This is a genomic window from Chitinophaga niastensis, from assembly GCF_003014755.1.
Classification (GTDB): Bacteria; Bacteroidota; Bacteroidia; order Chitinophagales; family Chitinophagaceae; genus Chitinophaga; species Chitinophaga niastensis.
Map to the genome: position 1 here is coordinate 164,391 of NZ_PYAW01000003.1, position 15,544 is coordinate 179,934.

Annotated in this window: 15 protein-coding genes; 10 read left to right on the forward strand and 5 right to left on the reverse strand. The window is 43.3% G+C overall.

Going from position 1 to position 15,544, the window contains the following annotated elements; genetic code table 11:
• Positions 1-20: 20 nt before the first annotated feature.
• Both CLV51_RS15415 and rpe read left to right on the forward strand, forming a co-directional pair.
• Positions 21-1,034, forward strand: a complete 1,014-nt coding sequence (locus CLV51_RS15415; protein ID WP_106528961.1) for a tetratricopeptide repeat protein — start codon at positions 21-23, stop codon at positions 1,032-1,034.
• Positions 1,035-1,068: 34 nt separating this feature from the next.
• A complete protein-coding gene (gene rpe, locus CLV51_RS15420) occupies positions 1,069-1,734 on the forward strand; it encodes a ribulose-phosphate 3-epimerase (protein ID WP_106528962.1) in 666 nt (221 codons plus the stop codon).
• Here rpe and CLV51_RS15425 read toward each other — a convergent pair.
• Together CLV51_RS15425 and CLV51_RS15430 are read right to left on the reverse strand one after the other, a co-directional pair.
• A complete protein-coding gene (locus CLV51_RS15425; protein ID WP_106528963.1) occupies positions 1,715-2,104 on the reverse strand; it encodes a response regulator in 390 nt (129 codons plus the stop codon). The genes rpe and CLV51_RS15425 overlap by 20 nt on opposite strands.
• Positions 2,105-2,113: 9 nt before the next feature.
• A complete protein-coding gene (locus tag CLV51_RS15430) occupies positions 2,114-4,762 on the reverse strand; it encodes a PAS domain-containing sensor histidine kinase (RefSeq protein WP_106528964.1) in 2,649 nt (882 codons plus the stop codon).
• A gap of 257 nt (positions 4,763-5,019) precedes the next feature.
• Here CLV51_RS15430 and purE point away from each other — a divergent pair, with 257 nt between their 5' ends.
• The 4 genes from purE (at position 5,020) to CLV51_RS15450 (ending at position 8,001) form a co-directional block, all read left to right on the forward strand.
• Positions 5,020-5,475, forward strand: a complete 456-nt coding sequence (gene purE / locus CLV51_RS15435; protein WP_106528965.1) for a 5-(carboxyamino)imidazole ribonucleotide mutase — start codon at positions 5,020-5,022, stop codon at positions 5,473-5,475.
• 99 nt (positions 5,476-5,574) lie between these two features.
• Complete coding sequence (locus CLV51_RS15440) at positions 5,575-6,540, forward strand: PhoH family protein (protein WP_106528966.1); 966 nt, start codon at positions 5,575-5,577, stop codon at positions 6,538-6,540.
• Between the two features lie 245 nt (positions 6,541-6,785).
• Positions 6,786-7,274 (forward strand): nuclear transport factor 2 family protein, encoded by a 489-nt coding sequence (locus tag CLV51_RS15445; protein WP_106528967.1) that lies wholly within the window; start codon positions 6,786-6,788, stop codon positions 7,272-7,274.
• Positions 7,275-7,461: 187 nt separating this feature from the next.
• Positions 7,462-8,001: an inorganic diphosphatase gene (locus CLV51_RS15450; RefSeq protein WP_211302018.1), complete on the forward strand. Its 540-nt coding sequence runs from the start codon at positions 7,462-7,464 to the stop codon at positions 7,999-8,001.
• A 121-nt stretch (positions 8,002-8,122) separates the two neighbouring features.
• Here CLV51_RS15450 and CLV51_RS15455 read toward each other — a convergent pair whose 3' ends face one another.
• The gene (locus CLV51_RS15455; protein ID WP_106528969.1) at positions 8,123-8,896 is read right to left on the reverse strand and encodes a C40 family peptidase; all 774 of its coding nucleotides are present in this window, start codon (positions 8,894-8,896) and stop codon (positions 8,123-8,125) included.
• Positions 8,897-8,989: 93 nt separating this feature from the next.
• On the opposite strand from CLV51_RS15455, the gene CLV51_RS15460 reads away from it, so the two are divergent.
• From CLV51_RS15460 to CLV51_RS15480, 4 genes are all read left to right on the forward strand, one after another.
• Entirely contained in the window at positions 8,990-9,565 is a 576-nt protein-coding gene (locus tag CLV51_RS15460; protein WP_106528970.1) for a sigma-70 RNA polymerase sigma factor region 4 domain-containing protein, read from the forward strand.
• Entirely contained in the window at positions 9,555-10,619 is a 1,065-nt protein-coding gene (locus CLV51_RS15465) for a zf-HC2 domain-containing protein (protein WP_106528971.1), read from the forward strand. The genes CLV51_RS15460 and CLV51_RS15465 overlap by 11 nt, the downstream gene beginning before the upstream one ends.
• Before the next feature lie 498 nt (positions 10,620-11,117).
• Entirely contained in the window at positions 11,118-11,699 is a 582-nt protein-coding gene (locus CLV51_RS15475; protein ID WP_106528973.1) for an RNA polymerase sigma factor, read from the forward strand.
• 17 nt (positions 11,700-11,716) lie between these two features.
• Positions 11,717-12,073, forward strand: coding sequence for an anti-sigma factor family protein (locus tag CLV51_RS15480; RefSeq protein ID WP_106528974.1), 357 nt, complete (start codon positions 11,717-11,719; stop codon positions 12,071-12,073).
• A 220-nt stretch (positions 12,074-12,293) separates the two neighbouring features.
• On the opposite strand, the gene CLV51_RS15485 is transcribed toward CLV51_RS15480, so the two are convergent.
• Positions 12,294-12,773, reverse strand: coding sequence for a nucleoside deaminase (locus tag CLV51_RS15485; protein ID WP_106528975.1), 480 nt, complete (start codon positions 12,771-12,773; stop codon positions 12,294-12,296).
• 103 nt (positions 12,774-12,876) lie between these two features.
• Positions 12,877-15,477, reverse strand: a complete 2,601-nt coding sequence (gene clpB, locus CLV51_RS15490) for an ATP-dependent chaperone ClpB (RefSeq protein ID WP_106528976.1) — start codon at positions 15,475-15,477, stop codon at positions 12,877-12,879.
• Positions 15,478-15,544 lie beyond the last annotated feature (67 nt).

Consider the following 15,544-nt stretch of genomic DNA (forward strand, 5'->3'; position numbering starts at 1 on the left):
TCAGTAGTTTTGGCGCTAGTATGAAGTATTTATCTATCCTCCTGATATTGATGGGTGCCGTGGCCTGTAAGAATGGCGGCACCCGGCAACAAGCTACTACAGCCACTGCCGCCGACTCCGTATTATATAGTGATATTATCCGGCCGGTAACGGATTCTATTCAGCAGTTTCCGGGCAACCATCAACTGCATTACCGCCGTGCACTGTTATTATTCAATACCAATCCTGCATTGGCGCAAGCCGATTTTGAAAAGGCAGCCACGCTGATGCCTGCTAACACCGACTATTGGGCCGGTGCAGGAGAAGCCGCCCTGATAGTAAACAATTACCCGAAGGCAGAAGAGCTCTTCGGAAAAGCACTGGCTACCGCTCCCGGCTATACGTACCTGGAATACCGGCTGGCCACTGCCATGATAGAAAATAAACAATATAAGCGGGCCGATAGTGTGGCTAACGTGCTCGCACAAACGAAAGATGCACGCGATAAGGCCTTTTACCTGAAAGCCAGGATGGCAGAGGATCAGCGGGATACCATAACAGCTATCAAACAGCTGACTTCCGCTATTCATGCGGCAGGTGCCACACCGGAATTTGAAGCAGTTATGGAACTGGGCGATCTGCTGCGGGCACGCAAAGCACCGGCTGCGCTGAATTATTATGTACAGGCATGGCGACTGGATACTACCAATGCCACCCCGTTATATGACGCTGCACAATACCAGGAAGAACTGGGCAACCAGGCAGCTGCCCTGGCTACTTACCGGCAATGCATTGTAGCAGATCCCGGGTTTGAACCGGCTTACCTGGCCCTGGGAAAAATCTATAGTGGCCAACAGCAATGGAAAGAAGCATTCACTTATTATAACCTGGCTGCCAAATCCGCACCAACAGACGCCTGGGCCTACTACTACCGGGCGCAGTGCCAGGAGCAACTGGGTAATAAAACATTGGCAATAGAAGATTACAGCAAGGCATCTTCCTTCAAAAAAGATTTTACAGCGGCAAAAGAAGCTTTAAAAAGACTGAGCAGGTAATTGCTTAAATTTACATTACTCAAAAATATCGCTTTTGAAAAAACATCAAGTTTTAGTGGCGCCGTCCTTATTGGCAGCTAATTTCCTGGAATTGGGAAACGAAGTAGAAATGGTAAACCGCAGTGAAGCCGACTGGTTTCACCTGGATGTGATGGATGGCCGCTTTGTGCCCAATATCAGTTATGGTATGCCTATTATAGCACAGATAAAGAAAAAAGCCAACAAACCCTGTGACGTACATTTAATGATTGAGGAACCGGAAAAATATGCGGCAGATTTCAAAAAAGCAGGTGCTGATAGTTTAACGGTACACCTGGAAGCATGTGTTCATCTGCACCGGAACATACAACAGATAAAGGGTTTGGGCATGCGGGCAGGCGTGGCATTAAATCCGCATACGCCTGTAATGTTACTGGAAAATGTGATCCGGGATCTTGATGTAGTGCTGATAATGAGTGTAAATCCGGGCTTTGGCGGGCAAACGTTTATTGAACAAACGTACCATAAAATACAGCAGCTCCGTCAGCTGATTACAGAAAGCAATGCACATGCATTGATTGAAGTAGACGGAGGTGTAGGACCGGAAAACGCGGCCAGATTAGTAAAAGCAGGTGCTAATGTATTAGTGGCCGGCAGTGCTGTTTTCTCCTCCCCCGATCCTGAAAAAACAATCCGGTTGCTTAAGACAAGTGCGCAATAATTTCTTTTGATAATGGTTTGGTGAGATAACCAGTTACAAAACTGTAATGGCCTACCCGCTCTTTATCCTTTTCATCAATGGATGAAGTGAGTACAAATATCCGGATGGCTTTAGGCAGCTGCGCGCAGAAGATGGCGTACTCTTCCAGAAACTCCCAGCCATCCATCACAGGCATATTAAGATCCAACAAAATGAGATCCGGTAAGGCTTCCATATCAGCTGCATTATCCCGGAGATAATCCAGTACATCCTGCGCATCAGAAAACACGCGGATATTGCTGCTTATAGCCTGCCGTTCTATCATGATTTTAGCGATCTGCTGGTGTATTGGATCATCGTCAACAATAAAAATCATATTGATCAGCTTCATAAAGGGGGTTTATTCGGGCCTAAATGTAATAATAAATTTTGTTCCCTGACCGGGATGGCTTTCTGCCTTTATACTTCCACCCATTGCTTCTACCTGGGTTTTGGTGATAAACAGACCAATCCCTTTTGCATCTTTATTTTTGTGGAAAGTTTTGCGGAAGCCAAATAATTTGTTGCCAAAGCGCTCCATATCTATCCCCACACCATTATCCTCTACGGAAAGTATGATGTTATCATTCTCCTTCCATGTCTGCAAATGCAGGGCAGGCGTACCTTCAGTAGTGCGGTACCGGATAGCGTTGGTAATAAAGTTTTGCAGGATACTATCCAGGTAAACCCTGGGATATTCAATGAGCGGTTCCTGCTCAAAGTTGGCTGTAATCCGGATATTACTGGTTTCAATATCTACCAGTAAAATATCTTTCACCTTTTGTAATCTTTCTGCAAAAAGCAGTTTCTCTTTCTCCACATTCAAATCTTTCCTTATCTGCACTACTTCTACCAGGTCGTTCAGTGTTTCATCGATCTTCTTAATCACTTCATGCAACATGCCCAGGTACAGGTCTTTTTCCTGCTGGGCGGCTGCCTCATTATGCATTTGCATGAGTGCCTTCAGGTTGGCGATAGGTGCGCGAAGGTTGTGAGAAGTAATGTGGGCAAAGTCTTCCAGTTGTTTATTCTGATTAACCAGGTTTTTATTAAGATTAGATAGCTGATCATTGGCCCTCCGCAGGTCTTTTTGCATCTTTCTGCTGTCGGTGATATCGCGCATAAATACAGAGATACCGCCGTCCTGCATGGGCGTGAGGAGGAAGTCGTACCATTTGTCCGGTTTGGAAAAATAGATCCCAAACGACTGAGAAGCCTGCTGACGGATACATTCCTGCAACCGTGCGTAAAATACAGTACCACTTAGCCGGGGAAATTCTTCAAAGATGTTGCTGCCCATAGGAACTTTGTGGCCAATCATTTTCTCTGCCTTCTGGTTGAGGAAATTCAGTTTGCCATTTTTTTCCATAGCAGCATATCCCATATCAATGGTATCAAAGAAAAGCCGCATCAACTCTGTATTTCGGGTGAGTGCTTCTTTTATTTCCGATTGTTCTGTGATATCCTGTACTACGCCGTACATCCGCACCAGCTTGCCGTCTACATAACCTGGTTGTCCGATGGCACGTACCCGTTTGTTTTGTTTGGTAAAAGTGATCAGGCCTAATTGCACATCAAATGGCTGACCTTCGTCTGTGCAATGTTTCACCAGCCGCAACAGGATTTCGTGATCTTGTGGCGGATAAAATGACAAGGCTGTTTCCATGTCCATTTCCTTATCCGGCGGACAATCGTGAATCTGGTATGTTTGTGCAGACCAGCGTACCTTTTCGCTGTCAATATCCATCTCCCACCCTCCTATCTTGCCGATGGAGCCTGTTTGCTGCAGAAATTCCTGGTTCTTTTTAATCTCCAGTTCCTGCATCTTTTTATGAGTGATATCATTTACCAGTGCCACTACAATCATCTCTTTGTCTACCGGTTCCACTACGGGAAACACTGTGAGATCCAGGTATACTTCCCGACCAACGGTGGTCCAGCGTTCATCGTGGGAGAAGTCTATTCTCTTTTCCACGCGTAGTGTTTTGTTTTGTTCCAGTGCCTGTACAAAGAGTTTATCCAGCTCAAACATGGTGGCCAGTTCGTCGTTCATCACGTTGAACTGCCGGCGGGCAGTGGGGTGCGGGGAATTGAAAAAGAAGCGTTGTGTTTGATTGATGCGGCGTATAAAGCCGAAATTATCAAACTGAATATATCCTATGGGTAGATTTTCTATAATATTATCCAGTAGCCGCTCGCTCTTTTCCAGGCTGAGTTCCGACAGTTTCTTTTCCGTGATATCGTCCAGTATCAGGAAAAGGTTGGCCATATTGCTCTGCAGGCCTTTAAGCGGGAAGATGGTGGCCTCAAAGTAGATAGGATATAACCGGGTGATATCTTCGTGATGTTTTTCTTTATAGTTGAGGAGTATTTCCCGTTTAAGTGTTTTCCCTGTCTGCCTGGCTTCTTCAAACATTCTTGACAAGCCATTAAGCCGGTAGAATGGGTCTTGTAGCCAGTTGTAATCAGTGGTAGTAAAAAACTGATGTCCCTCTCCCCATATCTGGCGTTGGCGGCTGTTCATGTCCATACTGACGCCGTCCTGTGAAAACTGTTGTAAGCCAAGGGGAAGGTGTTCCAGTACCTGGCTGTAATATGTTTCATTTTGCTGGCGCCGGATTTCCGCTAGTTTACGGGTAGTGATATCCAGTCCGATGAGTATGCACTGCACCATATTACCTTGCTCATCCATCACCGGGCTGATACCTGCTTCGAGCCATAGTGGCTGATTTTCATCTATCAGAAAACAGAGCTGATCTTTCACAGGTTTGCCTTCCTGTAGTGATAGCCATATTTGTTGCCATTGTGTTGGATCAGCTGGCAGGAGTATGTTGGTGATGTTTTTGCCTGCAAGTGCTTCCTGGGGTTGTTGCAACGCATCCGCCGCCTGCGCATTTAATGCAGTGACGACGCCGTCAGCATCTGTTGTAACAGACAGTGCGCAGGCATTAATAGCGGCCTCGAGATGCTGTAAGTGCCGGTAATGCTGTTCCAGCATAACTACATTCATATGATAGCAGGATCTAAGATCGTTGTGTCAGGAAAATACCAAAGTAGACATTATATAATAAAAAACACTATTGCACTCATAAATGTAATAAAATGTTGGAAAAAGTTCAACCCCTTATAAACGGGCATAATACGCAGTAACACGTTGTTTTATACAGTATTTATCCACTTTGTGTGGATTTTGAGTTTTCCGTATTTGTTAAACGATCAATATCTTTGGGCTATCTTAATAAATAAGCGTTTAAAAAATATCAACAGATGAAAGTTTTGATTATCATGGGTTCCGAGAGTGATAAACCCGTAATGGAAGAGTCTCAGAAGCACCTGCAATATTTTGGAATAGAAAATGAAATGATTGTTGCCTCTGCTCATCGTAATCCTGATAAAGTAAGAGAACTGTGTATAACCGCGCAGGAGAAAGGTTTTGGCGTAATTATTGCCGCTGCGGGCATGGCAGCAGCCTTACCGGGAGTGGTATCAGCTTACACTTCGCTGCCTGTTCTGGGTGTTCCTTTAGATGGTGGCTTACCAGGTGGTATTGATGCACTGTATTCTATTGTACAGATGCCGGCTGGATTACCGGTAGGTACACTGGCAGTAGGTAAAGCCGGTGCACGTAATGCAGCAGTACTGGCGGCCCGTATCCTGGCTTTAGGTAGCAAGGATATCGCCACTAAAGTAGAAGCTTTTAAACAGAACGGGTACAGAATTTAGTGATAGCTTAACAATTGCGTCTTCCAGGTTGTACAAGAATTAAATATATTCGGATTGAAAAATACCGATCTTTTCCTGGACAATTAAATCATAGAATCATTGACTGAATCCATTATCAATTTAGACAGTATTAATCCCATAGAGTTTTTCGGTGTTAATAACGGAAAACTTGATCTGCTGAAAAAGAAATACCCATTGCTAAAGATCCTGTCCAGGGGCACCCAGTTAAAATTGAGTGGGGCACCGGAAGAAGTGGCTATAGCGGGGGAAAAAATCGGTCAGATTGTTAAGTATCTTGAACGAAACGGTAATCTAACGGAAAACTATTTTGAACAGATTCTGGGAGATGAGGAAGGCACAAAAGTCGATAATTTCAGCGAACGGAATCCCAATGAAATATTGGTATTTGGTCCTAACGGTCGTACTGTAAGGGCACGTACAGCCAACCAGAAAAAAATGGTGCAGCTGGCGGAGAAAAACGACATTATTTTTGCGATAGGTCCTGCCGGTACTGGTAAAACCTATACTGCTGTAGCACTGGCGGTACGCGCACTTAAGAACAAAGCAGTTAAAAAAATCATCCTTACCCGTCCTGCAGTAGAAGCCGGCGAAAGCCTTGGGTTCCTGCCAGGTGACCTGAAAGAGAAGATTGATCCCTATCTGCGGCCATTATACGATGCGCTGGATGATATGATCCCTGCGGAAAAGCTGAGTTATTATATGACTAACCGTGTGATTGAGATTGCACCATTAGCGTATATGCGTGGCCGTACCCTTGATAATTCCTTTATCATCCTGGATGAGGCACAAAATGCCACTGATCTGCAGATCAAAATGTTCCTTACACGTATTGGTGCATCTGCGCAGGCCATCATTACCGGTGACCTTACGCAGATAGATTTGCCAAAGAACCAGCAATCGGGTCTTGAAAGAGCCACCCGTATCCTGCGTAATATTGAGGGCATTGGTCATGTGGAACTGGATGAAGAAGATGTTGTAAGACACCGGCTGGTGAAGGCTATTATCAGGGCATACGAAGCTAATAAAGACAAAGACGGTCGTTAGAATACCTGATAATTTACGGATTTTAGAATTTTTTGATGATGGTGTTTAAGCACCAAAAATCAAAAAATTCTAAAATTCGTATATATTTAACGCTTTCTTAACGGCGTTTGCCGTAAGTTCACCTGTTTTTATCCAAGGGATAATTCAATCAGGAAGCCTGTGAATAAGCGATGCGGTTGCAGATGACTTTGCAGATTTGAATGTTTAACCCTATTTTTGTTGTGATATAATAATTTATCGACCGCATGACCACTTTTTTTCGAATCATGACACTGGCATTGATTACAACATTGCTGTTTAGCAGTTGTAAGAAAAGAGCTTCCCCTGAAGAGGTAGCGCTGGCGTTTATGCATGCCATTCAGGATTCGAACTACGACCAGGCAAGGGATTATGCCACTAAAGAATCCCAACAGGTAATACAGATCTATGCTATTTTTGATGGCCGCCGCAGTGATGCAGAGCGGGCAAAGATTAAGAAAGCCAGGATCGAGGTAGTGAATATAGAAGAGAATGGCGACAAAGCAGCTGTTACCATACTGAACTCCTCCGCCCATCAGAAAGAGATCTTACAGATGGTGAGGGAAAATGGACAATGGAAGATATCCCTGACATTTGACAGTATTATTCCTAACTATATTCCGCAAACCGGTGCCGGGGCAACCTTTGATACTACAGGCGTTTTATCTCCTGATTCTTCAGCCGCCGCCGGTGCAGCAGTACCTGTAACTAAATAATTTTTAGCTATTAACCGCCAGTTCCCTTAATTTTGCCACGCATTAATGGCTAGAATGTGTGGCGCACTTCCTGTTTTATTTACCGGAAACCTGACCATATCTTCATGAAAAGTGAGGTGAGTACTTTATTCACTTTTCTACATTAAGCAAATATTGAACTATAAACCTTAAAGTAAAGTAGATTATTATGATGACAAATCCCTGGCACAGTGTGAGTCCCGGCTCTGAAGTGCCACATAGTGTAAATGCAATTATAGAGATTCCAAAGGGATGCCGAGCTAAATATGAACTGGATAAAGAAAGCGGCTTGCTGAAACTGGACCGGGTTTTATATTCTTCTGTATACTACCCCGCCAACTACGGCTTTATACCACAATCATATTGCGATGACCATGATCCACTGGATATCCTGATCTTATCGCAAATTGAATGTGTGCCTATGTGCATCATTGAAGCAAAAGTAATTGGCGTAATGCAGATGATTGATGGCGGTGAAGCAGATGACAAGATCATTGCCGTTGCAGCCAACGATATGAGCGTTAATCACATCAACGATATTTCTGAACTGCCTCCTCATTTTATTGATGAAATGAGACATTTCTTTGAAGAATACAAAAAACTGGAAAAGAAAACCGTTGTGGTGGAAGAGTTCCAGAATAAAGTAAAAGCAGAAGAAATTATTATGAAGAGCTTCGAAGATTACCGTAAGATCTTCAAGCAAAGCTAGAATAGCTAGTGATTAGCTTTTAGCAGTTAGCTTTTAGTAAAAATGCAGCGAAGAGGAAGTTTTTACACTTTTATCTTCGCTGCATTTTTACTAAGAGCTAACTGCTAAAAGCTAATCGCTTCTAAAAATATCGTTTTATAATCCTCAGCTGATGTGTACGTAAACCGGTATCTGCATTAATGATCCCCTGATTGTCTATCGGATCAATGCGTACTTTACCCGAGGAGTGAATAATTTCATGATCATTTAACAAGATGCCTACATGTGTGATCCTCCCTTCTTCGTTATCAAAAAAGGCCAGATCTCCCAAACGGGCTTCCTGTAAAAAATCGACAATTTGTCCCTGTGTGGCTTGCTGATATGCATCCCGCCGGAGTGCAATGCGGGAGAGTTTGAAAACATTTTGCGTAAACCCGGAACAATCCACACCAAATACAGCCGTACCTCCCCAGAGATACCCTGTATTTAAAAACTGAAATGCAGCGTTTTTCAGGGCCGGTACATCCACCTGCTGACCGGTTACAAGCGGCACAGGTTTATCTTCGAAATTTACCGCTATACGGCCCCATTGTGCGGAATTATTGTTGTTGCTTTTCACCAGACAACCATAAGGAACCTGCATCGGTTGACCGTTCATGGTAACGTGGTTGATCCAACCGGGAAAATAATAAGTTGCCGGTGCATGAAATAAAATAGCATCAATCGGTTCCAGGTGTGCTGCTGTAGCCCAACCGGTATATTCATCGTACTGGTTCTTTATCTGCACCCAGCCGCCGGCGGCAACTTCGGTTATCTCCACGCATTCTCCCCACAGTAACTGGGAAATCATTTCACTTTTATGTGCCGCAGTTGCGCGTAATGGCGCAACCGGCACGACTACAATGGCGTATGGCATATTAATTGTATAAATCCAATTTATTATTCAATAAATCTTATGCTCTTAATGAACTTTTTCCGCTTTTATACGTAAATATAAAGTAATAAGTTTATGCACCAACAGTTAACCAATTTATCCGATAAAGAGCTTATATCCCGCGCCAGGAAACAAAAGGATCGGGAAGCAGAGGGGGTATTGATGGACAGATACAGTCATTTACTGGTAGCTGTTACACTCCCCCATTTAAACAATAATCCCAATCTGGACCCCAATGTTGTATTTCCTTCCCTGCTGCAAAGATTAAGTGCCAGTCTTAAAACACAAACCATCTACAAAGCCAACGAATGGATCCTGCATATACAGAAAGGCTACTTAGGTAAACCTGAAAAGAGCACCCCGTTTTATCCGTCACGCGATGGAAGAGATCTGCTCCACATCGAGAATACAGTAGATAAAGCTGCCACCAATATCATTGACCGGGAGGATTTGATAGTAAGGCTGGGACAGGCATTACAGCGACTCAATGCCGATGACAATGCATTGATCACACAGTTTTATCTCGAAAACAAAACTTTTGCCGATCTTACAGCTACTACAGGATTGTCACGTGAAAAATTAAGGGACCAGCTGAAAGCCGCCAAAGGTAAACTTGCCAAGCTATTTATGAACCAGGGATATGTTAAGTAGTAAACCTAATAATGAGAAAGTATTAAAAGTTTTTTCGCCCATCCGCTGCCTCAGTAAAGACCAGCTTCCCCGGTATCTGGAAGGGAGACTGACTGATGTAGAGAAACACCTGGTGGAACAACATCTCACAGACTGTGATCTGTGCTTCAATGCCCTGCAGGCATTGGAACAGGAAGGTGGCACAGAAAAATACCAGGACCTTACCAATAAACTCCAGCGCTATGTGCATGAAAGTATACAGCCCGTTTCTCACATTCAGAAAGTAGCACAGTATACCCGCAAGGAAAAAAACAAAGAGAACCTGCTGGTGTATTTCTGGCTAGTAGCATTTATTGGAATGGCCATTGGCAGTGTGTATGTATTACGTGGTCATCTGCGCAATCAACCGGTTGTTAATAAAGTAATGGCTGCTGCCACACCTGCAAAGGATTCCCAGCAGATAACAGTTACACCGCAACAACCCATTGTAACGGAAAATCATACACCTGCTACTACACCAACCGTAACGCAAAAACCAGCACCACCGGTAACTCCTGCAGCTACTGCTGCAGTTACAAAAAAGGCAGACTCACTGGCCATTATCAAAGCTGCGAAAGCAAAAGCCCTGCAAAAGAAAGCAGCCGCAGATAGTATCGCGAGAAAACAATACGCTATACAAAAACAAGACTCCCTGAAAAAAGCAGCAGCAGATAAGAATAAGGAATCGGAGAAAAAAACAGACGACACGCCAGTCACCAAACAGGTAACAAAAGACCAGGCTCCACCCGAACCGGTTAAAAAAGAAACTGCGCCGGTACCTGTCAACAGTGATGAATATCTGTATAAAGCAGCCATGGTATATCAGCAACAAGGCAATTTAAGTGAAGCTATTGATCGATATAGAAGAATTGAATCTGTCAGCGCCGGCAAATATGTAGAGATGGCGCGTTATCAACTCGCCATTTGCTATCGCAGCAAAGGGCAAATGGGCAAAGCCCGCCGTATGTTCAGAGAAGTGGTACGTATGGACGGATCTCTCAAAAACGCTGCCCAGCAAGCATTAGATAGCATGTAAAAAAATGAATTACGGATATAGGGGATTGTCTTTCTCCCGATTAGGCTGATTATACTGATTACCCTGATTTTGTTTTTGATTATCTGAACTGTGATTATTATGATTTTTGTGATTATCCTGATTAGCGAAGATTAGATTGTCTGAACCAGGATTTTTAAGATTGAATGGATTACCCTGATGGGTGCCGAAGAGCAAAGCGTAGATATTCGTTAATATCTTCCAGATAAACAACATAACATCCATCAGGGTAATCCATTCAATCTTAAAAATCCTGGTTCAGACAATCTAATCTTCGCTAATCAGGATAATCACAAAAATCATAATAATCACAGTTCAGATAATCAAAAAAAATCAGGGCAATCAGTATAATCAGCCTAATCCTGCTAAAGAAAAGACAAAGGCCGAAGGCCTTCCCCTCCTATTCCCATCCGTAATTCATTTTTTTTATGGATTTTTGCGAATGCTGCATCTATAGAACAGCATTCCATTTATTAGCCTGTGAATAATCCAGACATACAAAAACTAACAGACCACGAATTACTGCAACGGTTCAAAGCTGATAACAACAGTGATTGGATAGGTGTGCTTTTTGACCGATATGCCTTGCTGTTGCTTGGTATGTGCATGAAATACCTGAAAAACGAAGAGGACGCACGCGACGCTGTGCAGCAAATCTTTCTCAAGATGTTATCTGACATCAATAAACATGAGATACAGTATTTTCGGGCCTGGATCTACCAGGTAACAAAAAACTTTTGTCTGATGCAATTGCGGCAACACCATATGCGATATAAGGAAGAAATTACCGACAAACATATGGGTGCTATGGCAGCAGAGCAGGAAGATAAGCGCGTATACCAGGAAAAGGATATCTTGCTGGAGAATATGGAACAGGCCATGAACCTGTTAAATCCCGAACAGAAGATATGTGTACAGCTGTTTTACCTGCAAAAGAAATCATACCAGGAAATCGCAGATCAAACCGGATACAGCTTATTACAGGTAAAAAGCTATATCCAGAATGGGAAACGTAACCTGAAACTTTTACTGGAAAAACAACAACGCGCAAACAACAGTTAATTTGCATCAATAGTGATATGAACGAGCATTTCAACGATATATTTGTAACTACGGGCTGTCCTTCGCAACAGCAGCTGCTGGACTATGTGCAGGGCAAGCTGACGGCGGAAGAACAACACGAGGTAGAAATACATCTGGCCGATTGCGAGCTTTGCAGTGAAGCGCTGGAAGGCCTGACTGCTATAAAAGAAAAGGAAAAGATACCTGGATGGATACACGAAATGAAATGGGATCTTTTAAAAAAACTACATAAGCGTAACCGGTCCAGAAGAAAAACAGAGACTTATTTATACCTCACCATTATTATTCTCAGCATGCTGTTTTTGCTGCTGGCTTTATTCTGGGCGTATCATTTTTCAATACACCACAAATAGAAGGAAGGCCTTCAGCCTTTATCTTTTCTTTACCATGATTAGACTGATTTAGATGATTTTTCTGATTTTATTTTCTTTTAAAAGATATCTATATCTGTTTTATAATATGCTTTTAGAAAATCAGTAAAAATATTGATTAGAAAGAAATGTAATCAGGACAATCATCTAAATCAGTCTAATCATGGTAAAGAAAAGACAAAGGCCGAAGGCCTTACATTCGCTAATAAAGCGTTTTATTTCCTTTCTCCTTCCATTGCCGGAATACATTTAATGCTTCCTCATCCGGCAAAGCTATCAATGGAATTTTTTTATGTGCGTGTTCCACGCCTATTTCCCGGTAAATAAATGAATCGTCAAATTCAATGGCCGCTGCATCTTCCTTGGTGTTAGCAAAATAAACCCGTTGTGGTCTGGCCCAGTAGATAGCGCCCAGGCACATAGGACAAGGCTCACAGGAAGTGTATATTTCGCAGTCATGCAATTGAAAGGAGCCTAGTTTCTGGCAGGCTTCCCGGATAGCTACTACTTCTGCATGTGCGGTAGGATCAGTATGACTGAGCACCTGGTTCCATCCTTCGCCTACAATTTCATCTCCTCTGACTACAATCGCGCCAAAGGGGCCACCGTCCCCATTTTCCATACCCCTGCGTGATAATTCCACCGCCTTCTGCATAAATTTTTTTTCTCTTTCACCCGTCATACCGATATGTTTTGGTTTATTCAAATTTACCGAATCTAAAATAAAAAAGCCCCACGAAGAATCGCGGGGCTTATCGTTAACTTATGTATCGTCGTATTTAGAATTATTTGTTTCTGATTACTACTACGCCATCAAACACATCAATCAGCACTGGTTTGGATTTATCAATATCACCTGCGAGTATCTTTTTACTTAACAGGTTTATGATTTCCTTTTGGATCAGGCGTTTCAGCGGTCTTGCACCAAACTGCGGGTCGTAACCCTGTACAGAAAGATACTCGAGGGCATAATCTGAAAATTCCAATATCATGCCATTTTTTGCTACCATCTCCTTCAGCTGCTGTAACTGAATGTTAATTATTCCCTTAATTTCATTTCTCATCAATGGCTGGAACATAATCACTTCATCTATCCTGTTCAGGAACTCAGGACGAATGGTTTGCCTCAGCAGCGTCATTACTTCATCTTTTGTCTTATCTACTACTTCTTCCCTGTTGGTTTCATTGATGTTTTCGAAATTTTCCTGGATAATATGGCTACCCATATTGCTGGTCATGATAATGATGGTATTCTTAAAATTCACCACACGACCTTTATTATCGGTTAAGCGACCATCGTCCAATACCTGCAGCAAAATGTTAAAAGTATCCGGGTGCGCTTTTTCAATTTCATCGAGGAGCACAACAGAATATGGTTTGCGGCGTACTGCTTCGGTAAGCTGTCCGCCTTCATCATATCCAACATATCCCGGAGGAGCACCTACCAAACGGCTCACGGAGTGTTTCTCCTGGTATTCGCTCATATCTATGCGGGTCATCATGTTATCATCATCAAACAGGTATTCTGCCAATGCTTTGGCCAACTCTGTTTTACCTACCCCGGTAGTACCCAGGAAGATGAATGAACCGATAGGCCTGCGTGGGTCCTGCAATCCGGCGCGGCTACGGCGGATTGCATCAGATACAGCAATGATAGCCTCATCCTGTCCTACTACCCGTTGGTGCAGCTCTTCTTCCAGGTGCAGCAATTTATCTTTTTCACTCTGCATCATTTTAGATACCGGGATGCCTGTAGCCTTTGCTACGTTTTCCGCTATGTCTTCTGCATCTACTTCTTCTTTAAGGAGACGTTTATTATTAGCAGATATTTTATTTAATTCTTCTGTCAGATCAGTTACTAACTTTTCCTGTTCTTTTACTTTACCATAGCGTATTTCAGCTACGCGGCCAAAGTCGCCGTTACGTTCTGCCTGTTCTGCTTCGAGCTTCAGGTTTTCGATAGCTGATTTTGCGTTCTGGATCTGATCTACCACTTCTTTCTCTGCCTGCCATTTAGCTTTGAAGGTGTTACGTTCTTCGCTGAGGCGTGCAATTTCTTCTCCCAGCTCCCGCAGTTTGTCTGTGTCGTTTTCTCTTTTAATGGCTTCCCTTTCAATTTCCAGCTGGCGGATGCGTCTTTCCAGTTCATCCAGTTCTTCCGGCATGGAATTCATTTCCAGTCTTAGTTTGGCCGCGCTTTCATCGATCAGGTCAATAGCCTTATCAGGTAAAAAACGATCAGTAATATAACGATGCGATAATTCTACTGCAGCAATGATCGCTTCATCTTTGATTAATACGTGGTGATGACTTTCATACTTCTCTTTTAATCCACGCAAAATAGAGATGGCATCTTCCACATTGGGTTCATCCACCAATACCTTCTGGAAGCGGCGTTCCAGGGCTTTATCTTTCTCAAAATATTTCTGGTATTCATTGAGGGTGGTAGCACCTATGGCGCGGAGTTCACCGCGTGCCAGGGCGGGCTTCAGGATGTTAGCCGCATCCATGGCGCCTTCCATAGCACCTGCACCAATAAGGGTATGAATTTCATCAATGAAAAGGAGGATCTGTCCATCGCTTTCTGCTACTTCCTTTACCACACCTTTTAATCTTTCTTCAAACTCACCGCGGTATTTGGCACCTGCCATGAGTGCACCCATATCCAATGCATAGATGATCTTTGATTTCAGATTTTCCGGTACGTCTCCGTTGAGGATACGATTAGCAAGACCTTCAACGATGGCAGTTTTACCAACGCCTGGTTCACCCACCAGGATAGGATTATTTTTAGATCTGCGGGATAAGATGTGTAATGTTCTGCGGATTTCCTCATCACGGCCGATTACCGGATCGAGCTTACCTTCGCGGGCCATCTCATTGAGGTTCTTCGCATATTTTTGCAGGGTATTATATTGGCTACCGCCGCTTTGCGAGTTAACGGTTTCTCCTTTGCGGAGTTCTTTGATAGCTGCTTTTAATCCTTTTTCTGTGAGACCTGCATCTTTCAATAGTTTTGCGGTATCATCGCTGCCGCCCAGAATACCCAGCAGCAGATGCTCCACGCTCACAAATTCATCTTTAAATTCTTTGATAACGGCGCCGGCGCGCAGCATCGCACTGTTAGCCTCCCGGCTCAGGCTCTGTCCGGCTTCGCCGCCTACCATCTTAGGATATTTCTGTATTTGTTCGTTCAGCTTACTGTTGACGAACGTAATATTTACATCGTTCTTCTTCAGTAAGTACTCTACGGAGCTGTCTTCATCGTTCAATAAAGCCTTCAGCAAGTGCCCCGTTTCAATAGCCTGGCTCTGATTATTAAATGCCAGTTGTTGTGCCTGTTGCAGTATTTCCTGCGATTTTATAGTGAAATTATTCAAATTCATAAGCTCTTTTTTTCCTTTTTGATATGCTCAAACGTGCTTTTGGTAACAACAAACCGTGATCCAATGT

Coding starts and splice junctions, on each gene's coding strand:
- CLV51_RS15415 (WP_106528961.1), top strand. CDS start 21: ATGAAGTATTTATCTATCCTCCTGATATTGATGGGTGCCGTGGCCTGT.
- CLV51_RS15425 (WP_106528963.1), bottom strand. CDS start 2,104: ATGAAGCTGATCAATATGATTTTTATTGTTGACGATGATCCAATACAC.
- CLV51_RS15430 (WP_106528964.1), bottom strand. CDS start 4,762: ATGAATGTAGTTATGCTGGAACAGCATTACCGGCACTTACAGCATCTC.
- purE (WP_106528965.1), top strand. CDS start 5,020: ATGAAAGTTTTGATTATCATGGGTTCCGAGAGTGATAAACCCGTAATG.
- CLV51_RS15445 (WP_106528967.1), top strand. CDS start 6,786: ATGACCACTTTTTTTCGAATCATGACACTGGCATTGATTACAACATTG.
- CLV51_RS15450 (WP_211302018.1), top strand. CDS start 7,462: ATGATGACAAATCCCTGGCACAGTGTGAGTCCCGGCTCTGAAGTGCCA.
- CLV51_RS15455 (WP_106528969.1), bottom strand. CDS start 8,896: ATGCCATACGCCATTGTAGTCGTGCCGGTTGCGCCATTACGCGCAACT.
- CLV51_RS15460 (WP_106528970.1), top strand. CDS start 8,990: ATGCACCAACAGTTAACCAATTTATCCGATAAAGAGCTTATATCCCGC.
- CLV51_RS15465 (WP_106528971.1), top strand. CDS start 9,555: ATGTTAAGTAGTAAACCTAATAATGAGAAAGTATTAAAAGTTTTTTCG.
- CLV51_RS15480 (WP_106528974.1), top strand. CDS start 11,717: ATGAACGAGCATTTCAACGATATATTTGTAACTACGGGCTGTCCTTCG.
- CLV51_RS15485 (WP_106528975.1), bottom strand. CDS start 12,773: ATGACGGGTGAAAGAGAAAAAAAATTTATGCAGAAGGCGGTGGAATTA.
- clpB (WP_106528976.1), bottom strand. CDS start 15,477: ATGAATTTGAATAATTTCACTATAAAATCGCAGGAAATACTGCAACAG.